Source organism: Mesorhizobium sp. ORM8.1, from assembly GCF_053005525.2.
Window position 1 is genome coordinate 5,421,661 of the sequence record NZ_CM132600.1, and the last position, 23,882, is coordinate 5,445,542.

24 protein-coding genes and 2 pseudogenes are annotated in these 23,882 nt (G+C 62.4%); 17 read left to right on the forward strand and 9 right to left on the reverse strand.

Features of this window, described 5'->3' with window-relative positions; translation table 11 throughout:
* Positions 1-189: 189 nt before the first annotated feature.
* A pseudogene (locus ACVDG8_RS27085) lies at positions 190-900 on the reverse strand (Crp/Fnr family transcriptional regulator).
* 245 nt (positions 901-1,145) lie between these two features.
* Positions 1,146-1,952 (reverse strand): ferritin family protein, encoded by an 807-nt coding sequence (locus tag ACVDG8_RS27090; protein ID WP_455707289.1) that lies wholly within the window; start codon positions 1,950-1,952, stop codon positions 1,146-1,148.
* Positions 1,953-2,207: 255 nt separating this feature from the next.
* On the opposite strand from ACVDG8_RS27090, the gene ACVDG8_RS27095 reads away from it, so the two are divergent.
* Both ACVDG8_RS27095 and ACVDG8_RS27100 read left to right on the forward strand, forming a co-directional pair.
* Positions 2,208-2,534 (forward strand): metal-sulfur cluster assembly factor, encoded by a 327-nt coding sequence (locus ACVDG8_RS27095; protein WP_455707290.1) that lies wholly within the window; start codon positions 2,208-2,210, stop codon positions 2,532-2,534.
* 41 nt (positions 2,535-2,575) lie between these two features.
* The gene (locus ACVDG8_RS27100) at positions 2,576-2,878 is read left to right on the forward strand and encodes a DUF6522 family protein (RefSeq protein ID WP_447251172.1); all 303 of its coding nucleotides are present in this window, start codon (positions 2,576-2,578) and stop codon (positions 2,876-2,878) included.
* Positions 2,879-3,063: 185 nt separating this feature from the next.
* Here ACVDG8_RS27100 and ric read toward each other — a convergent pair whose 3' ends face one another.
* Positions 3,064-3,759 (reverse strand): iron-sulfur cluster repair di-iron protein, encoded by a 696-nt coding sequence (gene ric / locus ACVDG8_RS27105; protein ID WP_447251173.1) that lies wholly within the window; start codon positions 3,757-3,759, stop codon positions 3,064-3,066.
* Between the two features lie 305 nt (positions 3,760-4,064).
* On the opposite strand from ric, the gene ACVDG8_RS27110 reads away from it, so the two are divergent.
* The 8 genes from ACVDG8_RS27110 to ACVDG8_RS27145 all read left to right on the forward strand — a co-directional run bounded on the left by ACVDG8_RS27110 (position 4,065) and on the right by ACVDG8_RS27145 (position 13,621).
* Positions 4,065-4,502 (forward strand): pseudoazurin, encoded by a 438-nt coding sequence (locus ACVDG8_RS27110; RefSeq protein WP_447251174.1) that lies wholly within the window; start codon positions 4,065-4,067, stop codon positions 4,500-4,502.
* A gap of 326 nt (positions 4,503-4,828) precedes the next feature.
* A complete protein-coding gene (locus ACVDG8_RS27115; RefSeq protein ID WP_447251175.1) occupies positions 4,829-7,066 on the forward strand; it encodes a 4Fe-4S binding protein in 2,238 nt (745 codons plus the stop codon).
* Positions 7,063-8,991 carry a TAT-dependent nitrous-oxide reductase gene (gene nosZ, locus ACVDG8_RS27120; RefSeq protein WP_447251176.1) on the forward strand — a complete coding sequence of 643 codons (1,929 nt, stop codon included), beginning with the start codon at positions 7,063-7,065 and terminating at the stop codon, positions 8,989-8,991. Before ACVDG8_RS27115 ends, nosZ begins: the two co-directional genes overlap by 4 nt.
* Positions 8,988-10,262 carry a nitrous oxide reductase family maturation protein NosD gene (locus tag ACVDG8_RS27125; RefSeq protein WP_447251177.1) on the forward strand — a complete coding sequence of 425 codons (1,275 nt, stop codon included), beginning with the start codon at positions 8,988-8,990 and terminating at the stop codon, positions 10,260-10,262. The genes nosZ and ACVDG8_RS27125 overlap by 4 nt, the downstream gene beginning before the upstream one ends.
* 2 nt (positions 10,263-10,264) lie before the next feature.
* Complete coding sequence (locus tag ACVDG8_RS27130; protein ID WP_447257103.1) at positions 10,265-11,167, forward strand: ABC transporter ATP-binding protein; 903 nt, start codon at positions 10,265-10,267, stop codon at positions 11,165-11,167.
* Positions 11,164-11,994: an ABC transporter permease gene (locus ACVDG8_RS27135; protein WP_447251178.1), complete on the forward strand. Its 831-nt coding sequence runs from the start codon at positions 11,164-11,166 to the stop codon at positions 11,992-11,994. The genes ACVDG8_RS27130 and ACVDG8_RS27135 overlap by 4 nt, the downstream gene beginning before the upstream one ends.
* Positions 11,991-12,563, forward strand: coding sequence for a nitrous oxide reductase accessory protein NosL (locus ACVDG8_RS27140; RefSeq protein ID WP_455707291.1), 573 nt, complete (start codon positions 11,991-11,993; stop codon positions 12,561-12,563). Before ACVDG8_RS27135 ends, ACVDG8_RS27140 begins: the two co-directional genes overlap by 4 nt.
* Entirely contained in the window at positions 12,560-13,621 is a 1,062-nt protein-coding gene (locus ACVDG8_RS27145) for an FAD:protein FMN transferase (RefSeq protein ID WP_447251181.1), read from the forward strand. Before ACVDG8_RS27140 ends, ACVDG8_RS27145 begins: the two co-directional genes overlap by 4 nt.
* 73 nt (positions 13,622-13,694) lie before the next feature.
* Here the strand turns inward: ACVDG8_RS27145 and ACVDG8_RS27150 are convergent, their stop codons facing one another.
* Positions 13,695-13,886: a hypothetical protein gene (locus tag ACVDG8_RS27150; protein ID WP_447251182.1), complete on the reverse strand. Its 192-nt coding sequence runs from the start codon at positions 13,884-13,886 to the stop codon at positions 13,695-13,697.
* A 105-nt stretch (positions 13,887-13,991) separates the two neighbouring features.
* Between ACVDG8_RS27150 and ACVDG8_RS27155 the strand changes: the two genes are divergently transcribed.
* The 6 genes from ACVDG8_RS27155 (at position 13,992) to ACVDG8_RS27180 (ending at position 18,867) form a co-directional block, all read left to right on the forward strand.
* A complete protein-coding gene (locus ACVDG8_RS27155) occupies positions 13,992-14,159 on the forward strand; it encodes a hypothetical protein (RefSeq protein WP_447251183.1) in 168 nt (55 codons plus the stop codon).
* A 156-nt stretch (positions 14,160-14,315) separates the two neighbouring features.
* A complete protein-coding gene (locus ACVDG8_RS27160) occupies positions 14,316-14,594 on the forward strand; it encodes a DUF2249 domain-containing protein (protein WP_447251184.1) in 279 nt (92 codons plus the stop codon).
* Positions 14,595-14,648: 54 nt separating this feature from the next.
* Positions 14,649-15,182, forward strand: a complete 534-nt coding sequence (locus ACVDG8_RS27165) for a (2Fe-2S)-binding protein (RefSeq protein WP_447251185.1) — start codon at positions 14,649-14,651, stop codon at positions 15,180-15,182.
* Positions 15,183-15,347: 165 nt separating this feature from the next.
* A complete protein-coding gene (locus tag ACVDG8_RS27170; RefSeq protein ID WP_455707292.1) occupies positions 15,348-16,049 on the forward strand; it encodes an FAD binding domain-containing protein in 702 nt (233 codons plus the stop codon).
* Positions 16,046-18,292 carry a xanthine dehydrogenase family protein molybdopterin-binding subunit gene (locus tag ACVDG8_RS27175; RefSeq protein ID WP_447251187.1) on the forward strand — a complete coding sequence of 749 codons (2,247 nt, stop codon included), beginning with the start codon at positions 16,046-16,048 and terminating at the stop codon, positions 18,290-18,292. Before ACVDG8_RS27170 ends, ACVDG8_RS27175 begins: the two co-directional genes overlap by 4 nt.
* A 170-nt stretch (positions 18,293-18,462) precedes the next feature.
* Positions 18,463-18,867: a hypothetical protein gene (locus ACVDG8_RS27180; protein ID WP_447251188.1), complete on the forward strand. Its 405-nt coding sequence runs from the start codon at positions 18,463-18,465 to the stop codon at positions 18,865-18,867.
* Here the strand turns inward: ACVDG8_RS27180 and mog are convergent.
* Genes mog through ACVDG8_RS27205 form a run of 5 tightly spaced genes read right to left on the reverse strand, consistent with a single transcriptional unit; the run spans position 18,812 to position 22,442 of the window.
* Positions 18,812-19,327, reverse strand: a complete 516-nt coding sequence (gene mog / locus ACVDG8_RS27185; protein ID WP_447251189.1) for a molybdopterin adenylyltransferase — start codon at positions 19,325-19,327, stop codon at positions 18,812-18,814. The genes ACVDG8_RS27180 and mog overlap by 56 nt on opposite strands.
* Positions 19,328-19,351: 24 nt before the next feature.
* Positions 19,352-20,251: a ubiquinone anaerobic biosynthesis protein UbiV gene (gene ubiV / locus ACVDG8_RS27190; protein WP_447257104.1), complete on the reverse strand. Its 900-nt coding sequence runs from the start codon at positions 20,249-20,251 to the stop codon at positions 19,352-19,354.
* A gap of 4 nt (positions 20,252-20,255) precedes the next feature.
* Positions 20,256-21,254, reverse strand: coding sequence for a ubiquinone anaerobic biosynthesis protein UbiU (gene ubiU, locus ACVDG8_RS27195; RefSeq protein WP_455707293.1), 999 nt, complete (start codon positions 21,252-21,254; stop codon positions 20,256-20,258).
* A complete protein-coding gene (gene ubiT / locus ACVDG8_RS27200; RefSeq protein ID WP_447251191.1) occupies positions 21,251-21,784 on the reverse strand; it encodes a ubiquinone anaerobic biosynthesis accessory factor UbiT in 534 nt (177 codons plus the stop codon). Before ubiT ends, ubiU begins: the two co-directional genes overlap by 4 nt.
* 43 nt (positions 21,785-21,827) lie before the next feature.
* On the reverse strand, positions 21,828-22,442 hold the full coding sequence (locus ACVDG8_RS27205) for a hypothetical protein (RefSeq protein WP_447251192.1): 615 nt from the start codon (positions 22,440-22,442) through the stop codon (positions 21,828-21,830).
* On the opposite strand from ACVDG8_RS27205, the pseudogene ACVDG8_RS27210 reads away from it, so the two are divergent.
* Positions 22,391-23,761, forward strand: a pseudogene (locus ACVDG8_RS27210) (UbiD family decarboxylase); the annotation flags it as partial. The gene ACVDG8_RS27205 and the pseudogene ACVDG8_RS27210 overlap by 52 nt on opposite strands.
* Positions 23,762-23,882: the final 121 nt, after the last annotated feature.

Below are 23,882 nucleotides of genomic sequence, written 5' to 3' on the forward strand. Positions count from 1 at the left end.
GCCTATTGCAGATCGACCGGCAGTTCCGAGCCTGTTCAAAAGACCAACGTTCGCAACGGCGCCAGAGGCCGGTGAATGCTTGGTCGACATAGCCAAGCTGTCGTCTTTAGCAACTTTAATAGTTCCAAAGCAGGGGGCACGCCGCGTGGATTGCGCGGCGACTTAAGAGCTGCGCTCTGTCCAGCATGTTCAGCCTCCTGTCTTCTGCGCCCGGCCTTCGGCAAGCATGAGCAGGCGGTGGGGTTCTACGACGGTCACCTTTTGGCGGCCGCTTATGACCAGCCCCTTTTCTTCCCAGGCAGACAGAAGGCGGCTGACCGTGTGCAACCTAGTTCCCGTCATCTCGGCGATGTCCTGACGGGAGAGCGGAAAGTCTATCAGAAACCCCTCCTCCGTTTTCCTGCCCGTCTGTTTCACCAGCTTGAGCAGGGCATGAACCACTCGCCGGTCGACCTGCTCAGTCGACATCTGGATCACGCGCGCATGGGCATCCTGCAGGCGGCCGCCGATGGTCTTATACGCGTTGGCGCCGAAGCTCGGATAGGAGGAGGCGAATTCCGACCAGAGGCTGCTTGGCCAGGCCAGCACCACGCAGTCGGTGACCGCGACGGCGCTGGCCGGATAGGCGGTGAGCCCAAGCGCGCTGGCGATGCCCATCAATTCTCCAGGACTGATATACCGTACGATGACTTCCTCGCCGTCCGGCGTAGCCTTGACCACACGCACACGGCCATCCAGCAACAGGAAAAAGGCCAGCGCCTCCAGCTCCTGTTAAAAGACCGGCTGTTCCTTTGGAATGCGCATCGCCCGCGCTTGACCGATCATGCGGTCGAGTTCCGCAGGGTTCAGCCCCTGGAATGACGGCAAATCGGCGATCAGTGAGCGGTCGAGACGACTCATGTCATTTCCCCGCTGTGCGGTATCTCACTTATATGAGCATTCTCTCCCGATGCACTATTTCACGTTGTGCGCCTTTTGCCGCAGCGCTTCATTTCGCGACGTTTTCCGCGCAGCGTCCTCCGAAATCCAGTTTCGCTTTCGATCAGTTAAGAGGGCGAGCTGCGCCGTAGCGAGGTGCCTTTCCTTTACCTTGGTTGTCGATCGCTCTTAGAACGGCACTGTTTCATGCCCGGTTGGATGCCCGCCTAGCTCGGCACGAGATGGCGGACCATGGCAAGGCGCTTGACAGCGATGGTGGCGAGCGCCTGGGCCCTGTCGCGAGCGGCCTGCAAAGGCAGGTGTTCGCCCGCGTCGATGTAGTAGTCGGCTAGCCACTCGCAAAGCGCGTCCAAGGATCGCGGCGACGGCGGTCCGATAAGCGCTCGAGCCTGAAGGGGATCGGATGCGAGATCGAGCGAAAGCTTACGGGCCTCGAGAGCGAGATCCCGGTATTCGTTCCTGTTGCCCTTAAAGTTGGCATGTTCCTCAAGGCGCGCGCAGACCTCCAATTCCAGGCTGGACAGATCATAGGGCTCCCGGACTGTCGGCTCCAGGCGCCGCTCCTTGAAAAAGGCTTTCCGGCGCTCGCGCCGCAGCGTCTTCGCGTGCTCTAGTTCTTCACCTGCCATCCGTTCCGCTGCTGCCCGGATTTGTGGAGAAACCCCATGGGCGGCGACATAGGTCCACAAGGCGAACGCGCGCTCCTCGTTGCGAACGGCGATGGCCAGGGAGCGATAGGCGTCCACCAATTCGGGCGAGGCTAGCCGGATGCCTTCCTCATCGAAAATGTCCTGCGGCACGGCCTCGGCCGGCGGAACTTCGGGCAGTTTACCGGTGACCTGCCGTGACCAGCCCACGACCATGTCGATATGCCCGGTCTCCTCACGTACGAGACGATCGAATACTTCGGCCAACTCCTGCCGTCCGGCAACGCGCATACGCTGGGCCAAATCCGCATATCTGTCGGCGGACTCCTTCTCCATCGCCAGCGCGACGGAGAGAAGCTCGTCCATCGACCGGATAGACGTCGTTGGTTCGGATGTCAGGCGGGACATGGGGACGATCTTGCCTCGGTTTGGTTGCCACCATACTGGCTCTCTCAACGCATTTGTTTGCGTTTCATCAAAGAAGCATCTCGCAAAACCGCCGACATGTCCGTCCCCGGCCGTCGCGCAGACGTGCGCCTAGAAGGCGGCGTGAATCGAGTGTCGCGAGCGAAGAGCTTACGCAGGCGGCGACGCGACAGAGGACAGGACATGGAGGTCGAAATGGAATCGCAGCTGAACGACGAGAAGGTCACTAAGGCGCTTCGCCTCGTGATCGATCCGGAGCTCGGCTACAACATCGTCGATCTAGGGCTCGTCTACGCCGTCCTGGTCAATGACGGCGGTGTCGTCAACATCGTGATGACCACGACGACGCGCGGCTGCCCAGCCACCGATTACCTGAAAGAGGGCGCCCGCGACGCGGCGTGGAGTGTTCCGGGCGTCGAGTTCGTCGACGTCACAGTGGCCTATGAACCGCCCTGGTCGCCACAGAATATGACCGCGGCAGCGAAGGAGCACCTCGGCATTGCAGCTAGCGATGACTGGTGACCTGAGAGCGGGTCGAGGCATTTAACTTGGAGAGCCATGAATTGCCGGACCGCCGCAGGCAAATCGAGATTAGCGCAGGCGACATAGTTGTCGATGCCGCGCTGCTTGGAGCACTGCTGTGCCTTGAGCCTACGGAAGTTCCTTCGCTGTTGAGAAACGGGAAGATTACCTCGTTGTGCGAACGAGGGGTCGGCACCGACGAGGGTCGATACCGATTGACCTTTTTCCACGCCAATCGCCGTGCCCGCCTCCATGTCGACTCGACGGGGCGCATCCTGCGGCGCTCGACTATCGACTTCGGGGAAATGGCCTTGCCGCGCCAACTGCACCGCGCCGGCAAATAGCTCTCAACGCGAGCGTGGTTACGGAATCGATCGGCAGCATTGCGAGCGGCAATTCCGCTATCACGCTGGGCTTGCCTGGAGCCTCTGTCCATGCCGCGTCGTTCCGACGGCCGCCGGCGACAGGTTCAAGACGAGATCCTGCCGGGCGATCCAATTGCGCGCGGCGTTCGCCGTCGCCGCCGGCGTCAGGCTCGGCGTTCCGCCGCAGCAAAGCGGGGGAAAAGGACGTTGTTCTCCAAATGGATGTGGTCGATCAGGTCCTCGGCGAGTTGGGCGACACCCGCGTAAAGCGCTTGCCACGAGCGGCAAGCCCCCTCGGGCGTGGTGAAGTTGTCGGTCAGGCTTTCAAGCAATCGAAGCGAAATGCCCTGTTGGTCGTGCTCGTGCCGCAGCTCCGAAATAGGAATATCATACTTGCCCTCAGTCCATTGCAGCATCGCCGGAAACAGGATGGCCTCTTCCTTGGCCATATGCGGCTCCAGCTCGCATTGTATTTGTCGCAACGCCTCCGAGAGTCCGGCGGGCACCTTCGGATGTTCGCGATGCACTGCCTCAACCTTTCGCGACAGCACTATAAGCTCCGGCAAGGCACGCCGGTGAGCTTCATGATAGCAGGCCTGAATATGGTCGATCAGAACCTCATTGCTCATTTCGGCAGGGGCGGTGGCAGCGGCATTGGGAACGCCCAGCGCCGCCAGCTCCTGCTCAAGTTCCTTGGGATCGACTCCCTGGCGGTGAGCGGCGCTGTCGAGGGTGAGATCGCCGTTGCAACAGAAATCGATCTTGAACATTCTGAAAACCGCAGTGGCGCCGGGCAGCTTGGCAGCTATATCGCCGACTGTGCGCTCCCAAAGTTCTGGACCAGGAATTTGGGTGTTCATTACGAAGCTCCTTCATAGTCGACGTGACGCCCTGAAACTCAGAGCGATTCGTGCGGCGTCAAAGCCGCCGCGCGGGGGCAACCTTGTCGGTGGCTGTTCACGGATCGCCGATACTCCGATCCGGGTCTTTGCGCTGGAGCAACAAAATCCAAACCGCCGGACAAGCCCGCGTATTTTCGGCCGGCAACCGGCTGCGAATTTGAGCTAGCGCAAAGTACGCCAGCCAGCCTCGTCTAATAGACGACGGGGATCGATCATCACCGATCTCATCCCAGACAAACAGGACACGGAAGAAAATGCGTTCGATGAAACTGGCGCTGTCGATTGCGGCAGCCACTCTGATAACCGCTGGCGCCACCCATGCCGCCGAGGTTGAAGTCAACATGATGAACATGGGTAAGCACGGGATGTTTCAGCTCGAGCCGTCCTTTCTCAAGCTAGCGCCCGGCGACACCGTTCATTTCGTGGCCAAGGACAAGGGCCACGATGTCGAATCCATTCCAGGCATGCTGCCGGACGGTGCCCAGCCGTTCAAAGGCGAGATGAACAAGGATGTCTCCGTCACGTTCACGAGGCCTGGCGTTTACGGTATCAAGTGCAATCCCCACTATGGCATGGGCATGGTGGCCCTTGTCGTGGTCGGCGACCCAAGCAGCAACCTGAAGGCCGCAGAGTCGGTCAACCAGCCTGGCAAGGCCAAGAAGGCCTTCGACGAACTCTTCAAACAGGTCGGCCAACAATAGGATAACCGAGTGCAACCGTTGCGCGGCGGCCTACGCCTGCCGTCACGTACGCGGTCGCAGAGGTCGCTTTCCTTCGCCGCGACTGCTGCCGAGGCCGCTTTTCTCAGCCAAGGCGGCACCCTTCTGCAATCCGAGGATGGGTGGCGGCCGCAGGTGGAACACGCCTCCGATACGAATCCTGTCTTATTGCGCTGGAGCAAAGAGTGATGCTTGCCGCCGGTCTAAGGGTGAACGCTCGCTTGGTCAGCAGTCGACCGGCACTGGGCAGATGACGGCAAATGAAATCACGCATCGAATTTGGACGGAGAGCGATGGCGAGCCGCCTGATGGCTGTCCTTGCCCTTCTTCTCGCCGTTCTGTGGTTGCCCTACGAAGCAAATGCCGCCGGCCGCCTCGGCGAGTTCCTGGGCGGATTGCAGGCGGCCGACATAGATTCCGTCGCCGATAGCTTCGGGAAGGTCGAGGGCAACCCGCCTGCGGCGAAGCTGCTCAAGGGCGATCAGCTGGTTGGCTACGCCTTCCTTACGGGCGACGTGGTCGACTCGACCGGCTACTCCGGCAAGCCGATCAACATCGTCGTCGGCATCGACCTCGACGGCAGAATCACCGGCGCAAAGCTCGTCGAGCATCACGAGCCGATCGTTCTGGTCGGCATCCCTCAAGCCAAGATCGAGCATTATATCAACGGTTTCGCCGGTCGCCGCGTCCTCGATCCGAGCGAGGCGAGCCGCATGCCGGTCGACATCGTCAGCGGCGCGACGGTCACGATGATGGTCATCGCCGACAGCATGATGCAGTCGGCTGTCAGGATCGCGCGGTCGCGCGGCCTGGGCGGAGGCGCTGTGAATATCGCTTCCCAGCCGGCCCACCCTACGATCGATCAGACCGGCAGCGCCGTCGAAACCTGGCAGGCCTTGCTTGGCGATGGATCGGTGCGCAGGCTTGAAATCACGAACAAGGAGCTCGACGACCTGTTCCAGCGGACGGGCAATGCCGCCGCGATCGCTCGCCCGCAGCAAGGGGATCCCAACGCCGCCTTCGTCGACGTCTACGTTGCGCTGGCGAGCGTGCCGACGGTCGGCCGATCGCTGCTCGGCGATGCCGAATATGATCGCCTGCGTCAGGATCTGAAACCCGGCCAGCAGGCGGTCCTCATCGCCGGCAACGGACCGTATTCCTTTCGCGGCTCCGGCTATGTACGCGGCGGCATCTTCGATCGCGTCGAGTTGATCCAGAGCGAGAGCAGCATACGGTTCCGCGATCGCAACTATCGGCGGATCGGCGCGGTGGCCGCCGAGGGCGCGCCGGACTTCCCCGAGATCGGCGTCTTCGTCACGCCCGACGGCTCGAACCTCGATCCCGGCGCGCCGTGGCGGCTCCAACTTCTGGTGCAGCGGGCGACCGGAGCGCTCGACAAGGCATTCGTCACGACGGGGCTCGACTACTCGACCCCTGACAGGTTCCTGACCGCGCCTATCTCGCCAGCGGCGGTCGCGCCGGCGTCCGCCGCCGCGCAACCGGCCGCCATGGATGACGGGCCGCCGCTGTGGCAGCGGATGTGGCATGCGCGAATGTTTGACATCGCCGTGATGCTCGTCGCGATCGGCGTGCTCACTGGCATCTTCTTCTTCCAGGATTTCCTCGTCAAATGGCCACGCGCCTATGAGCGCATCCGGCTAGGGTACCTGGCCTTCACGCTTCTATGGCTCGGCTGGTACGAGCACGCGCAGTTGTCGGTCGTGAACGTCCTCACATTCTTCAACTCCCTGCGCGGCGATTTTCGCTGGGACTATTTCCTGCGCGACCCGTTGATCTTCATCCTGTGGTCGGCGGTCGCCGCTGCCCTGCTGTTCTGGGGGCGCGGCGCCTATTGCGGCTGGCTCTGCCCGTTCGGAGCGCTGCAGGAATGGACGAATCGGCTGGCGCGCTGGGCGCACATCCCGCAGGTCCGCGTGCCGTTCTGGCTCAACCAGCGCCTGTGGCCGTTCAAATACGTGATCTTCCTCGCGCTTTTCGGCCTGTCCTTCGGCTCGCTCGGCCTCGCCGAGGAAGCGGCCGAGGTGGAGCCGTTCAAAACCGCGATCATCCTGCATTTCGCCCGCGAGTGGTGGTTCGTCCTGTTCGCTGTTGGCTGCCTTGCACCAAGCCTTTTCATCGAACGGTTCTACTGCCGCTACCTATGCCCGCTCGGCGGCGCGCTGGCCATCCCGGCCCGTGTGCGCATGTTCGACTGGCTCAAACGCTATAAGGAATGCGGTTCGCCTTGCCAGCGCTGCGCCAATGATTGTCCCGTCCAGGCGATCCATCCGGAAGGGACGATCAATCCCAACGAATGCATCCAGTGCCTCAACTGCCAGGTGCTCTACCACGACGACCAGCGCTGTCCGGTGGTGATCCAGAAGCGCATCAAGCGTGAGAAGTTCCTGGCCCTCCAGTCGCCGTCGATGGTGCAGGAGCCCAAGCGCAAGCCGAGGGTCCTGGTGACCGTCAACGGTCGCGAGCCATCCGTGGAACGGAAGCCTGCGGCCAGCCAGGCCGCGTCAACAGAAGGAGAGAACCAATGAAAGATGATGATAGGCCGGCGGAAATTGAGACTGGAGTAAGCCGCCGCAAGCTCCTGACCGGAAGCGGCAAGGCCGCCATACTGGCAGGCCTCGCCAGCGCGGCCGGCGGCGGAGCCGTCGGCGTCGCCGGGTTTACCGGGCCAGCCCACGCCAAGGAGGCAACCAGCGAGATCCGCCCCGGCGACCTCGACGAATATTACGGCTTCAGCTCGAGTGGCCAGTGCGGCGAGGTGCGCGTCGTCGGCCTGCCTTCGATGCGTGAGCTCATGCGCATTCCGGTGTTCAACCGCTGCAGCGCCACGGGCTGGGGGCTCACCAACGAGAGCCGCAAGATCATGACGGAAGGCCTGATGCCGACCACGCAAGCGTTCCTCGCCAAGCGTGGTGGCGTGTACCTCAATGGCGACCTGCATCACCCGCATATGTCCTTCACGGATGGCACCTATGACGGGCGCTACCTATTCGTCAACGACAAGGCCAATTGCCGTGTCGCGCGCATCCGTTGCGATGTGATGAAGTGCGACAAGATCATCGAGATTCCGAACGCATCGGACATCCACGGACTGCGCCCGCAGAAATATCCGCGGACCGGCTACGTGTTCGCCAACAGCGAGCACATCATCCCGATCCCGAACGACGGCAAGATCCTCGACGATCCGAAGCAATACTGGTCGGTCTTCACGGCCATTGACGGCGATACCATGAAGATCGCCTGGCAGGTGCTGGTCGACGGCAATCTCGACAACACGGATGCCGACTACCAGGGCAAGTATGCGTTTTCGACCTGCTATAACTCGGAGCGGGGCGTGACGCTCGCCGACATGACGTCCGCGGACCGCGACTGGGTTGTGATCTTCAACATCAAGCGCATCGAGGACGCCGTCAAGAAAGGCGACTATAAGGAGATCAATGGCGTGCGGGTGGTCGACGGGCGGCACGGCTCGCGCTACACGCGTTACGTTCCGGCCGGCAACAATCCGCACGGCTGCAACACGGCGCCCGACGGCATCCATGTCGCGATTGCAGGCAAGCTCTCGCCGACCGTCACGCTTCTCGATGTGCGCCGCTTCGACGACCTGTTCGACGACAAGATCAAGCCGCGTGACGTCGTCGTCGCCGAGCCGGAGTTGGGACTCGGACCGCTCCACACGGCATTCGACGGCAAGGGCAACGCGTACACCACGCTGTTCCTGGACAGCCAGGTCGTCAAATGGAATCTCGACAAGGCGATCCAGGCTTATGGCGGCGCCAAGGTCGACCCTATCATCCAGAAGATCGACGTCCACTATCAGCCGGGCCATAACCACACCTCCATGGGCGAGACCAAGGAGGCGGACGGCAAATGGCTGATGTCGCTCAACAAGTTCTCCAAGGATCGCTTCCTGCCGGTAGGGCCACTGCATCCGGAGAACGACCAGCTGATCGATATCGCGGGTGACGAGATGCGTCTGGTCCATGACGGGCCGAGCTTCGCGGAGCCGCATGACATCTGCCTGGTCCATCGCTCGAAGGTCAGGCCGGAGATCGTGTGGAAGCGCGGCGACCCGATGTGGGAGGAGGCGCGCCAGCAGGCGGCAAAGGACGGCGTCAAGCTCGAGGAGGCCGCCAACGTCATCCGCGACGGCAACAAGGTGCGTGTTTACATGCACTCGGTCGCGCCGGCCTACAGCCTCGACAAGTTCACGGTGAAACAGGGTGACGAGGTCACCGTCATCGTGACCAACATGGATGACGTCGAGGACTTGACCCATGGCTTCACCATGGTGCGCCACGGGGTTGCGATGGAGATCGGCCCACAGCAGACCGCGTCCGTGACCTTCGTCGCGGACCGCCCCGGCGTCCACTGGTACTATTGCCAGTGGTTCTGCCACGCCCTGCACATGGAAATGGCCGGGCGCATGATCGTGGAGCCGCAACCGGCATGATCCGGAAGCGGCATAGCAGGAGCGCAGTTGCGGCGGCCCTCGTCGTCGCCTGCGCCTTCCTCCTCCCAGGGGCGGGGCGGGCAGAAACCCTCGCCGTCCCTGCGGCGCGTGACGGTCTTCGGCAGGCGATCGTCGTGTCGCATCCCGGCGATACACTGAGGCTCGCCGCCGGCGAGTACCAGGGCCCGATTCGGGTCGACCACGCTCTGACGATCGAGGGCGAGCCGGGTGCCGTGCTCGATGGATTGGGCCAAGGCCGCACCATCGAGATCGTTGCTCCGAACGTCGTCGTGCGCGGCCTTACGATACGCAATTCAGGCATCGACGATCCCATGGACGCAGCGGTCTTTCTCGAAGACAGCGCAGCGGGCGCAATTGTCGAGGACAGCCGGATCGAGAACAGCCTCGTCGGCATCTATGTTCACGGTGCCGCCAACGCAATCGTGCGGAACAACCGCATCGTCGGACGGACCGACCTCAGGACCAACGAACGCGGCAACGGTATCTACGTTTGGAACGCGCCAGGGGCGCAGGTGATCGGCAACTACATCACGGGCGGACGCGACGGCATCTTTACCAATGCCAGCCGCAACAACATCTTCCGCGGCAACCGTATCGAGAACGTCCGCTTCGCCGTCCACTACATGTACACGAACGACAGCGAGGTCAGCGACAACGTCTCGCGCGGCAACCATGACGGCTACGTCATCATGTATTCGAGCCGCCTGGTGATCCGCCGCAACCTGTCGGAGGACGATGGCGATCACGGCCTTCTGCTCAACTACGCCAACGATGCGCAGATCGAGAGCAACGTCGTGCGGCGAAGCGACCAGTGCGTCTTCATCTACAACGCCAACAAGAACCAGTTCGCCGGCAACTGGTTCGAGGATTGCGCTGTCGGCATCCATTTCACCGCGGGTTCGGAGCGCAACCGGATGACCGGCAATGCCTTCGTCCATAACCGCTCCCAGGTCGTTTACGTGGGCACACGGTCGCTCGACTGGTCGGCGGACGGGCGCGGCAATTACTGGAGCGACAATCCGGCGTTCGACCTCAATGGCGATGGCATCGCCGATACCGCCTACCGTCCGAACGACATCTTCGACAAGGTCGTGTGGACTTATCCGACGGCCAAGCTCCTCATCAACAGCCCGGCCGTGCAAGTCATACGCTGGGCTCAAGCGGAATTCCCCGCGCTCCATCCGGGCGGCGTCATCGACAGCGCGCCGCTGATGGCCCCCGTCCCGCCTGCGCTGGAGGTGAAGCCATGACCATGTCGCCGACGATCTTCATGGAAGGCGTATCGAAGCGATACGGGGATAGCTACGTCGTGCGCGACGTGGACCTCTCGGTTGCGCCCGGCGAGTGCGTTGCCATAGTGGGGCACAACGGGGCCGGCAAGAGCACGCTGGTCAAGATGGCCCTCGGCCTGCTCACGCCGACCGCCGGGCGCGTCACGCTGCTCGGCGAGAACCCGGCAGGGCGCCAGGCAATGGCATTCCGGCGCAGGATCGGCTTCCTGCCCGAGAACGTCGCCTTCTCCCCGGCCATGACCGGCCGCGAAGTGCTGCGTTTCTACGCGCGTCTCAAGCAAGTGCCGCTCGGCATCACCGACCAGCTCCTGGAACGCGTCGGGCTTGCTGCTGCGGCGCGTCGTCGCGTCGGCACCTATTCGAAGGGCATGCGCCAGCGCCTCGGATTGGCGCAGGCGCTTCTCGGCGAGCCGCGGGTCCTCTTCCTCGACGAGCCGACAACCGGCCTCGACATCGAGTCGCGGCAGATGTTCTACGACGTCATGGCGCAGTTGCGCGACACCGGGGCGACGCTGCTGCTCTCCTCGCATGCGCTCAGCGACATCGAGCAAGCCGATCGCATCGCCATCATGAAGGCCGGCCGCATGGTCGCATGCGGTGCGCTTCCCGAACTCCGTCGCCTGGCGGACCTGCCGCTTCGGATACGGGTGCAGGTCGCCGACGGGAATGCGGCACGGGAATTCACCGCCCAGCGCAGCGTGCAGTGGCTCGACGATCTGCGCTTCGAGCTCACCTGCGCCGACGACGGTAAGATCGAGGCGATCCGCAGCGTCTCGCTGCTCGAAGGCGTCTCCGACATCCAAGTGATGCCGCCGACATTGGTCGATCTTTGCGACGAACTCACACGGGAGGCCGCGGAATGAACGCCATAGCAACAATTGCCGGTCGCGAGATACGCGACGGCCTGCGCAACCGCTGGGCCCTTGGCGCCGTCCTGCTGATGGCTGGCCTGGCGCTGACGCTTGCGTTTCTCGGCAGCGCTCCCACGGGTGTGGTCGGCGCAAGCCCGCTCGAAGTCACGGTCGTCAGCCTGTCGAGCCTGACGATCTTCCTGGTTCCGCTGATCGCGCTCCTCCTTTCCCACGACGCAATCGTGGGCGAGCGGGATCGAGGCACGCTGCTTCTTCTCCTTTCCTATCCGCTTTCGCGCTGGCAGATCCTCTTCGGCAAGTTCCTTGGGCACCTCTCGATCCTGACGGTAGCGACCGTGCTCGGCTACGGCGCCGCCGGAGCGGCTCTCGCGCTTACGGCCGGCGAGCTCGATGCCGAAAGCCTCGGCAGCTTCGCGCGGATGGTCGGCTCATCTGTTCTGCTCGGCGCAGTCTTCGTCGCGCTCGGATACCTCATCAGCGCAACCGTGCGCGAGCGTGCGACCGCGGCAGGCCTCGCCATCGGCATCTGGCTGGTTCTCGTCCTTCTCTACGACATGGCGCTGCTCGGCCTGCTGGTTGCGGATCAGGGCAGGACGATCAGCGCCGCTGCCTTCAACTGGCTGCTCCTCCTCGATCCGGCCGACATCTTCCGGCTCCTCAATCTTGCCGGGCTGTCGAAGACCAGCTTGTTCGCCGGGATGGCCGGCCTTGCCGGGCAGATGCAGTTCGGTCGCGCCGTGCTGCTGGCAGCGCTGGCGGCCTGGGTGGCGGTTCCTCTCGCCCTCGCCGCTTTCGTCTTTTCAAGGAAAGAGCCATGATGCGCGTAAAGATTGTCGGCGTGCTTGTCGCCGTTGCCCTCTCCATGCTGCTCGCGGGCTGCAATCAGGACATCGCCGGCCTGCGCAAACCGCCGCCGCAGGAGCCGACGGCCAATTCGGTCGCCTATTTCTGTTCGATGGGCCTGCTCGAACATGGCGGGCCGAAGGGGCAGGCCTTCCTTGCCGGCAGATCCGAGCCGGTTTGGTTTTCCTCCGTTCGCGATGCCGTCGCCTTCTCGATGCTTCCCGGGGAGTCGAAGGACGTCGTCGCCATCTACGTCAATGACATGGCGCTGGCCAGGAATTGGGATCGTCCGGAGGCAGGGGCCTGGGTCGAGGCGCATGATGCCTGGTATACTATCGGCAGCGATTACAACGCCGGTATGGGCGGCAAGGAAGCGGTGCCCTTTTCCGATGAGAAGGCCGCCCGGTCATTCATGGCGTCGCATGGCGGAATGGTCGTCCGTTTCGGCGAGATTCCGGAGAAATACATCCTGGAAAGTGACGATGACGTCGCCGATGTTTCGGCCGGCGAAACGTTGGAGCCCAAGACCGTGGTGAAGCCATGACAGAGCCTTCGACAATCCCGCGCAACGGAATGAAGCCAGGCGGCGAACTGGCTGGCCCGATGAGCCGACGCCGCTTCATCCGTATCAGCGGTGCGGTGGCGGGTCTCGGCCTTGCAGCGCTTGGATCGGGTCTCGCGAAGCCAGGCCGGGCATCACCGCTGTTCCACGAATGGCGCGGTGTCGCGCTTGGCGCCGATGCCTCGCTGCGGATATTCCATCCCGATGCCGCCGAGGCCGAGCGCATGATCGCGGATGCGCTCGCCGAGGTGCATCGACTGGAGCGCGTGTTCAGCCTCTACGACAACAGCTCCGCGCTTTCCCGGTTGAACCGCGACGGCGAGCTGACCGATCCGCCACAGGAACTCGTCGAGCTTTTGGCGGCGAGTGAGCACTATGCTCGTGCGACTGGCGGCGCCTTCGACCCGACGGTGCAGCCGCTCTGGGCGCTCTACGCGAAGCACTTCGGCACGGCTGACGCCGATCCCAATGGTCCGTCACCGGCCGACATCGGAGGCGCCGCGGCCAAATGCGGCTACCAGCGCATGTCCGTCGACCCCGGAAAAGTGGCGTTCGAGCAGTCGGGCATGGCGCTCACCCTCAACGGCATTGCGCAAGGCTACATTACCGATCGCGTCGCCGAGCTTCTGCGCGCCCGTGGTGTCACGCACACTTTGGTCGATATGGGAGAGACGCGTGCGCTCGACGCTCATCCGGCGGGCCGTCCCTGGTCGGTCGGGATCAAAGACCCGCGTGCCGAGGATCGCTTCATAGCGACGCTCGGTCTTGACAACCAGGCAGTCTCCACATCAGGCGGTTACGGCACCGAATTCGACGCGTCGGGGAGGTTCAACCACATCTTCGATCCAGCGACGGGCATGTGCGCAAATCGCTATCTCAGCGTCTCGGTTGTTGCGCCCACCGCGACCTGCGCCGACGCGCTTTCGACCGCCTTTTCCGTTATGCCCATAGATCGCGCCTCGGCGGCCCTCGCCGAGGCCGGAGCGACGCAGGCTTATTTCGTGCTTCCTGACGGGCGCGTCATCGACCGGATGGTCTGACGGATCGCCGAATGCCGGGGCTGGTACCGCGTGCCAGTTCTCCCGCTCTCCACAACGGCTGGGACCTGGCCAGTTAGGCGTTGATTGGATGCGCCGCAGCGCCGGACAATAACGCCGCTGAATGCGGATGTTGGTTCAATCGCTTCACATTTATTTGGCCGCGTTTGCTGGCAAACATCGGACTCGCTCGAAGCTGTTCGACACCTGCTTTCTCAAGCGCAGATTTGCGCGAACGCAAAGAAGCGACATTGTCGACCTGATACATTCAGGCTTCGGAAGCGCCAGACAGTATTGACGTTACACCGGGTGACGCTCGGCGCTCCCGCGGGTCGGAGGCCGTTATGGCCGTGATCAAGCAAGGTGAAAGCAAATGAAGTTAGTCGCCGAGGAGCAAGAAGTGATTGAAGAGTGGCCGGCTCTCGTATTCAGCACTGAAGCAGCAAGCGGGGCCAGGGCAGGCCACACGTTGCTGCCTATGCTTATCGCGGGGCTCTCCCTGGTCGTGCTCGGTGGCTTGGCCGTGATGATCTTTGTCTAGAAGGAGCCGCCTGGGGTGGCACGTCTCACCCATTGCGGCACTTTCTGCGAATTGTTTGCGCTTCGACAAATAGGCGGGGTTCGATTCGGCTAGATTTTTTGCGCCGGTCGGAGTGTCGCTTGCCCGGCCGTTTCCACAGCAGTCGGGAATCATGAAATGTCTGAATCAGAAGTCGCATCTCCGCTTCAGCTAGACGTACGGGCCATCTTGCCTATGGAGCGCCATCCTCGAATTTTCGGAATGGTCCATGCGTTAGCCGAGGGACAGTCGTTCATAATCGTGAACGATCACGATCCGCGGCCTTTGCGCTACCAGATGGAAGCCAGATATCCTGGCCTGTTCGGTTGGGAATATCTGCAGCAAGGGCCGGACATTTGGCGCGTTGAGATCAAGAGATTGCATTCATCCGGGTGCGACTGTTGCTGCGGCGGCTGATGATCACGCCGCTGTCCAGAGCAATTCCGGTGTGCAGCGGTTTTCCGTCCGGAATTGCGGAAACAATACTTAGAGTATTGGCGAAGCGCCGCAGAGCAAACGTTTCAGACAGAACCATTCCTCGTTATGCGAATATTCTTCAACGTTAACGGTCAGGCGGTCGAGACGGAAGTTTCGACCGTCTCGCGGTTAAGCGGCTTCCTGCGCGATGTCCTTGGCCTGACAGGCGTCAAGGAAGGCTGTTGCGAAGGCGAGTGCGGAGCCTGCACCGTGCTGCTGGATGGCCAGCCCGTCAACTCTTGCCTGGTGCTGGCGTTCCAGGCCGCGGGGCGCGAAGTCACCACCGTTGAGGGACTTGGCGGAAACGGTGATCTGCAAAAAGCATTCCTGCAAATGGGCGCGGTGCAATGCGGCTATTGCACGCCGGGAATCTTGATGGCGGCCGAAGGGCTCTTGCGTGCCAATCCCAATCCGCTCGAAGTCGAAATCCGCCACGCGCTGGCGGGCAATATCTGCCGCTGCACGGGTTTCGAGACCATCGTTCAAGCTGTTGCCGCCCACGCTGCCGCTCGCGAGGCGGCTCGTTGATGAGCGGGCTGTCAGTGACCGCACCGGTCGATACGGAGGAGTTGCGGGCGTTGTTGTCCGCAGTGGCGGGACCGATAAATTTCATCGGAGGAGGAACCGACTTGCTGATCGCAGGTCGCCCGCTGCCCGCAGGCGGCCTGCTGATTGATCTCTCGCATAGCGGGCATGGGCTTCATCTCCGCCGATGGCGGCGGCATCCGCATCGGAGGCGCCACGACTGTCGCTGCGATTGCCGCGCATCGCGGAATCGCAGTGCGGCTGCCTGCCCTTGCCGAGGCTGCCGCGCAATGCGGGTCTGTCCAGATCCGCAACCGGGCCACCATCGGCGGCAACATCGCAAATGCCGCCCCGGCCGCGGATCTTGTGCCCACGCTGGTCGCAGCGAAGGCACGCCTGGCATGCATCGGACGTGATGGCGCGTCGTGCGAGCTCGCAATTTGCGACTATGTCCCTGACCGCGGATACCTGATCGCAGAAGTGATACTGCCGGGCGACGGCCTTCTTCCATACAGCGCCTTTGTCAAACTCGGACCCCGACAAGACCTGAGCATCTCGCGTCTCAATATCGCGCTGTTGGCCGAGTTTCAGGATGGTCATTTCGGCACTGTGCGAATCGCCGCCGGAGCGCTGGGGCCGCGTCCGCTGCGCCTGCCCCTTGCAGAGGTTGCGCTTGCGGGCAAGGAACTGTGCTCCGCCACATTGCGCGATTTTCTTTCGGCCCTGACAACCGAGGTCGATGCGGCGATCCCGGGCCGCAATTCGCAAGCTTACAAGCGTCACGCGATCGCGGGGCTGGGGCTCGACCTGGTCGCGCAAGCGCTGGGGCTAAGTCCGCGGGAGCAGCTTTTCGAGGACGCAGCCGAATGAACCAGTTGTCCCGCCGCGTGCCGCTGATTGACGGCGTAGCGAAAGTCACGGGTGCTTTGCGCTTCACCGCCGACCTGGATATCGAAAACCTGCTGCACGGCGCGCTCGTTCTGAGCACCCGTCCCCATGCTCGAGTCGCTCGTGTCGATGCCACGGCCGCATTGGCGGTCGAGGGGGTGCATGAAGTGTTTTGGCACGGCAATACGCCGGCTCATTTCTATAACAGCTCGATATGGTTTTCCGGGCAGAAGGCGCTGGCGGACGAACAGATGTTTCCGCAAATCGTGCGCCACATTGGCGATCGAGTGGCAGCGGTCGTTGCGGATACGGAAGAAATTGCTCGTCATGCTGCGCTGCTGATCGAGGTCGACTATGTGGACCTTCCTGCCATCATTGACCCCGAAGTCGCGCTGGGTCATGCGGGGCTGCCGTCACGGGAGGACGATACCCCAACGTTCTTGAACCCCGTAGCCGGCGAGACTTTCGTATACGGGGACCCGGAGGCTGGCTTCGCCGCCGCCGATCTGATCGTCGAAACCCGCGTCACGACCCCGCGGAGCCATCATTGCGCGGTCGAGACCCATGCCTGTATCGCCAAGCCCGAACCCGGCGGCCGCATCCTGATACTGTCGCCGTGCCAGAGCGTCTTTGCCGTTCAGGCGGTCGTCGGCCAGGCGCTAGCCTTGCCGCCTGAGAAGATAAGAGTCCAAAAAACCCCGATAGGTGGCTCGTTTGGAGGAAAGGCGGAGCCGATCCTCGACCCATTGTGCGCTTTCTTCGCCCTGAAGCTCGGTCGGCCGGTAATCATTCGCTACGATCGGCATGAGACATTCACCGCTACCCGAACGCGCTCCGGCGTCACGGGGCGGATGCGGATCGCATTCAGGTCCGACGGCCGCATCCTCGCGCGCGAGACCGAGACGCTCATCGACATCGGCGCCTACTGCACCGGCGGCAACTATCTGCCCAGTTCGATGCTTCAGCGGCTGGTGCGGCTCTATGACGTTCCGGCGGAGCGCTATAGCGGCCGCGCCGTCTACACGAACACCGTTCCCGCAGGCGCTTTCCGCGGCTATGGCTCGCCCCAAATTCACACGATTGCGGAAATTTCGCTGGATATAGCCGCCCGTCGGATGGGAATGGATCCGGTGGTCCTGCGCCAGAGAAATCTTGTCGGTCCGGGCGCGATCGAACCTTGGCAGGGGCTCGACCTTGGCAACGGCCGGGGCCGAGATTGCCTGGCGCGCGGCGCTGAAGCTTTCGGATGGGCCGGACGCCGCCAGAAAGGCATCGGGCGAGGGCGATGGCGCCGAGGGGTCGGGGTTGCCTCGGCCACCCATATCAATGGTTGTTATCCGGGCTTCCATGAAGAAACCACGGCCTCGTTGAGGCTGTTGCCGGACGGGCGGGCCGAACTCGTCTGCGCACTCCATGATCTCGGTTGCGGGGCTGATACCACGCTGGCGCAGATCGCAGCCGAGACGCTGGGGCTGAGGGCATGCGACATCGTCATCATTCCCGCCGATACCGACACCTGCCCTTACGACCTCGGCACGCGAGCCAGCCGCATGACCTATATCTGCGGGGAAGCCATCCGTCGCGCTGGAGAAGCCCTTGCAAAGTCGATCCGTGCAGCTGCGGGTCTGGAGCTGAATATGTCCGCCGAAGAATTATGTCTGGAAGCTGGCACTGTGCGTCGCGGGAATGGCCCTGGAATGACGCTCCCGGACCTCGCTGCCCGTTTGGCGAACCGCGGGATCGAGCTACCGGCGGCAACCGAAACCTATCGCTCCCAGGCCAATCCAGGCTCATATGCGGCGCATTTCGCGGAGGTCGAGGTCGACAGACTCACTGGCCGTGTACGGGTGACCGACTATCTCGCCGTCCATGATGTCGGCCGGGCGATCAATCCAATGCTGGTGGAAGGTCAAATCCACGGCGGAATCCAGATCGGCATAGGCTATGCGCTCTATGAGGATGTCGCAATTGATCGCGCCACGGGCCGGATGCGCGGCGACAGCTTCAGCCGCTATACGCTGGCCAATGCGCCCGAGATGCCGCCGATGCGCGTTTTGCTCGTCGAAGAGGGCGAGCCAACCGGCCCGTTCGGCGCCAAGGCCGTCGGAGAGATTGCGACGATCCCGGTGGCGGCGGCGGTGGTCAATGCAGTCAACGACGCTTTGAGTACAGAACTCACGGAACTGCCGCTTTCGCCGGAACGCATCCTCGAGGTCATAGGCTGAAGGAGGCACCGCAATGTGGGCCGACTTCGCCGGATTGCTCGGATTCCAGGATGCCCGCGCTCGAGACAGTCAAGCGGCTGCCAATGGTGCAACTTCGGCCAGCCAGCGGTGGACTGCATCGGCGATGCTAGGTTCATGGCTGGCGGAGCAGCGCTAGGCGGATCCGATCCATGCAAGTCAAATATGCGATTGTTTGGATGGAATTTCGGACAGCTAAGATTTTCTTGTTCGACGGGCCTACGATTGAGGACAGTTATGTCGAGGTCGTTCGGGATCGACTCCAGACGCATGTCTGCGGCGACGAGAAGGCGCGATCCTTAGGAGCGAACGATTTCTTCGGCGAGGTCGTTCGGTCCATGCAGGTCGCAGGAAAATGGTTCATTCTGGGCAGCAGGTCGGGCTGTTTTGGCCTTCTCGGATATATTTGCCGACATAGGCTCGAAAGTCGCGTCGTCGGCACCAAGGTGATTGAGGTGCATGAAAACATGGGCGTGCTTTCACACGTTCGCGACTACTTTGTCAGTCATGCTGCTGAAAAACGGAAGGATCCAGCAGGATCGAGCCCGCGCCGATGAGTTCGAGGCAGTAAGGCACGGCGGGAAAGACTGCATTCAGACACACGCCGATCGAAGCCGGCTTGCCTGGCAGGTTTATGATCAGCGAACGGCCGCGCACTCCTGCAGTCTGACGTGAAAGAATGGCTGTGCGGACTTGCTGCAAGCTGGCCTGCCGCATGAGTTCGCCAAAACCGGGAAGTTCCTTGCCGATGACCTGCTGCATGGCCTCTGGGGTGAGATCCCTCGGAGATGGACCGGTCCCTCCAGTCGTCAGGACTAGATCGACGCCGCATTGGTCGCAAAGCTCGATCAGCACATTCCGGACACTTTCCACGCCGTCAGGGACTATGCGACGGATGAAGACGCACGGCGATACTACGACACGTCGAAGCCAGCGCTCGATGGCAGGTCCGCCAAGGTCTTCATACTCGCCTCGGCTTGCACGGTCCGATACCGTGACGATTGCAATCTGGGTCATCTTTTCCGCTCGAATCCGTCTTCTTCAGTTCGAAGCGGTCATTTGCCATCCGGGCTTGGCATGGGCGTATCCATCGACGAGCGTGCCGGGCAGATCGAGGCACGAAAGGACAAAGCGGGCAGCCTTGGGATCCTCCCTGCCATCGAGAAGCGCTCTGTAGGTCTTCGCCACCTCGATCATGTCGCACGTGTGCGGAGACAGGCGAACACGCTGGACACCTCTGGAGGTGAGCTCTGCAGGTGCAGGACAGAAGGCTTGCACCTGGTTGGACAGCGTCTGCACGCCGTTGATCGCAAGGAACTCCTGGTCGTCGAGCGTATCGACCGCCAAACCGTCCGGATCCCGTTCGCAGGTAAACTGGCAGGAATCCTTGTGAAGGCGGTGAATTCGTGCGTGGTAGCATCGTCCCGAGAGTGCAAGCGGAAGCCGACCAAAGACGAAAATCTCGAATTCCGCCTCGGGACATGCGCCGGCCATGGCGCCGACGGCGGCGAGCGACAATTCCACGGGCGGGCAAATCGTTCTGGCACCGCGCTGGATCAGGAACCGCGCGGAAGCCTCGTTATAGACGTTCAGGAACGGACCGGTCACGAAGGGCTTGCCGGAGCGTGACGGCAGGGCGGTGACATCGTTGATCTCCACCAGCCGTTCGTCGCCGCAGAGGTCTTCGATGCTTCTGCGTTCCCGAACGGTCGCCGGTGCTGCCAGTGTAGACAGCACCACTTCCTTTCCGGCGCGCTCGAGGCGTTCGATGATCTCGGGCCATGCCGGGTCCGAAAACGGCATCCGCTTGCCGCATACGACTTCGCCGACATGGACGCGGTCGATCGGAGCCTCGTCTGCTATCCTGCGGTAGAAGTCCAAGAGGCGGTCGGGCGACCAGTGGAAGAACACCGGCCCAAGCGTCAACGCGATTGCGGACAAGGTGCTATCTCCACTTCTTGCTGTACGCCCCTGCCGTCTGCCGGGAACCTTCCGACTGGCCAGCAAGAATCCGGTCGATCTCGATCGCGTCGCCACCTTGCTCGACGGCGTCAACGGTCTTCCGGAACGCACGGACCACTTCCGTCACGTAACCTTTGCCGCGCTGGCGTCCTTCGATCTTCAAGGCGGTTACGCCGGCAGCTTTCAACCCGGCGATCATTCCGCCGGCATTCAGGCTGACGGGATCTTCGAACAGATAGGAGGTCTTGCCGCCGGCCTTGAATTTGCCCTTGCACAGGGTGGGGTAACCCACCGGGTCACCTGGCGCATAGCGGTCGATCGTGAACCCGGAAAGCCGTGCCGCCGTGCTGTGCCCCTCCTCGTCGTAACTCACCATTTCGGGCGGCGAGCAGACGCCGTTCAGGTTTGGCGATTTGCCCGTCGCGTATGAAGAAAGGTAGCAGCGGCCCTCGATCATCACGCAAAGGCCGCCGAACACAAATGCCTCGGTCTCCACGTCGACCTTACGGTTGAGCGCCGCGATCTCCTGAAGCGAAAGCACTCTTGGCAGCACGACCCGGCGGACGCCGAAACTCGTCGCATAGAATCTGATCGCTTCCGGCGTTGCGGCCGCGGCCTGCACGGACAGGTGAAGACGAACCTGCTTATGGTTCTTCGCGACGTGATCGAGGACGGCGATGTCGGCAGCGATGATGGCATTTGCGCCGCATTCGGCCGCCAAGTCGGCTGCCTTCTTCCACAGGTCGAGATCATTGACCCGGGCGAAGGTGTTGATGGCGACCAGAACCTTGCTGCCGTGGTCATGCGCGAAGCGTACCCCTTCGGCCAGTTCTTCCCCGGAGAAGTTGAGGCCCGGAAAATTCCGGGCATTCGTTTCGTCGCGAAATCCGCAGTAGACCGAATCCGCGCCGGCCTGGACGGCGGCCCTCAACGTTGCCGGAGTTCCGGCCGGGCAAACGAGTTCCATGCGTGTGCTTGTCATGCCTCAGGTGCCTCGCGTCCGGGGTTTCGATCGGTGATCTGCCGCGCGACGTTCAACGCCCCGAGAATTCCCGTGTCGACAAGGCGAGCCAGGTGACCGCGCAGGCCGAGCAAATCCGCCGGGCTAAGCTCGGCATCCTCGATCGTGTTCCTCAGCGCCAGCACTGCTTCCGTGCGGCCGCTGATCGAAATGGCCCGGCTGAAGAAAAGCGCGTCGCCATCAAGCGTGCCGTCGAGAAGGCTCAACAGCGTCAGAAGAGGCCCCTTGATCAGGACGCTCGATGTCGCGATCTCGCTTTTCCTTACCACACGGACAATGGCCCGCTCGCCGTCCGGCACCACGATGAACGCGAAGGCAAGGTCGATCGGGTCGATGAAATAGCAAGTGGAGCGGTGTTCGCCGAGGCGCTCGAACAATCGCGGCTGCCGCCTGGCCAAAGAGCGCAAGGACAGCGTCAGCAACGGCCCAAGCGGCAGTCCGGCAAAGCTAGGGAAAAGATGGCGAACCAGCGCCGGCAATCTCAGTTGCATGTTTCCCGTCACCATTGCGTGCGTCCCGTCGTGTGAAGTTGGCTCAAGAGGATCTTGCAGCGGACGATGCGCCGCGCCCTCCGTCGAGCAAGTCCGCAAAATTCGAGCTGTTGGGACAAAAATCCTGATAGCGGCTTTCGAAGTCGAATGTTTCCAGATGACCATGACACCGGCGGCGATGCGGGCAGGTAATGCAGATGCGTGCCATGAAACGGTCCCGCACGGCCACCAGCGATCGAAATTCGTCTGGATCGACGCCGACCGATCGCATTGCCGAGGAAAGTAGGTCTTCCGACGCGTAAGGCAGACGCATGGCATCGTCGAATTCACTTCGCGACAGGCCGATGTCCTCCAGGATGCCTGTGCATTCAGCCGGTCCGAGCGCCCAGAATTCCCTTCGCGCCGCCTTGCTCCGTTTATGGTCCTTGAGAACTGCGATCGCGAACCGCCAAGCCTCGAGCGTCTCACTGAGCCGACCGCCAGTCATGTGAACCCCTTTCGCCGCCAATGACGGCCAGCCGAATCGCTTTCCGCTGCCAAGCTCGAAAAATAGCGCGGACGGTTCGGTCCCTCTTTGCGCTAGCTCAAAGTTCTTCGGTGGCGCTCGTGGCAGGATTGTTCGGCCGACGAACCGGTCGTGCCGGATTTCGCCATGCATCACCGCTGCCTCCCCCGTTTTCAGATCTCAGCTCGTTTCTTTCCCACCTGGATCGAAGCGGGCAACTTCGGGAGGTCGGCGTTCCTGTTTCGACTCGGCTCGAACTGACGGAGATCCACAAGCGCGTTATCTTCGCGCAAGGGCCGGCGCTGCGCCTGACCGCGCCGATCGACGACTGTGGCGTGAAGTCGGCCTTTCCGGTCGTTACAAATCTTTTCGGCACCCGGGAGCGAGTCGCCTGGGGTCTGGGCACCGACCTCGACGGGCTTGGAACCCTTGGCGCCTTGCTGGCGTGGATGAGATCACCCCAGGCTCCGCAGAACCTTCGTCAAGCCCGACTCATGCTGCCCGCGGCGCGCGGGGTGCTCGTCGCGCGGCCGAAGATCGTCTCCGCGCCCAGAGAGTGGAGGGACGCCGATCCGGATTTCTCGGTCCTTCCCGTCCAGACTTGTTGGCCGGGGGATGCCGGTCCGCTCATCACTTGGCCGGTTGTCGTCACCCGCCCGCCTGGAGAGGATGACCCGAGCACATACAATCTGGGCATATACAGAATGCAGGTGCTCGCCCGGGACCGTGCGATCATAAGGTGGCTGCCCGTGCGAGGCGGCGCCACGCATCATCGCTTGTGGCAGGCGAGGAACCTGGAGATGCCGGTGGCGGTCGTCATCGGTGCAGACCCCGCCACCTTGATCGCGTCGGTGATGCCGGCTCCCGAAGGCGTTTCGGAACTGGCGCTGTCCGGGATGATCAACAACCGCCGCGTCGGCTTGGCGCCGTGCAAGAGCATCGTGCTGCACGTACCCGCCAGCGCGGAAATTGTTCTCGAAGGTGTCGTCTCTCCCACGGAAACGGCGCTGGAGGGTCCCTTCGGCGATCACACTGGATACTACAACGCGCCGGAGCGGTACCCGGTATTCAAGCTAGAGCGCGTCCGCGTCCGCGAAGGGGCGCATTACCTGACGACGTTCACCGGGCGGGCGCCCGACGAGCCCTCCGTGCTCGGGGATGCGCTGCTCGACGTATACAAGCCGCTCGTGCGCCAGCAGATACCGGAAGTCCTCGATTTGTGGCTTCCGCCCGAAGCCTGCTCCTACAGGATTGCGGTCATCTCGATCGCCAAGAAATATCCCGGCCAGGCGAGGCGGGTGATGATGGGGTTCTGGTCCCTGCTGCCGCAGTTTTCGATGACGAAGATCGTCATCGTGGTGGACGACGACATCGACATTCGATCGTGGCCGGACGTGATGTGGGCTCTCGCCACTCGCATGGATCCCTCGCGCGATCTGATGCAGGTGGACCGGACCCCGATCGACCACCTCGATTTTGCATCGCCGCTCGAAGGGCTTGGCGGAAAGGTCGGGTTCGACGCGACGCGCAAGATCGGATCCGAGACCTCCCGTGAATGGGGGAAGGAGCTGAAGATGTCATCCGGTATCGAGG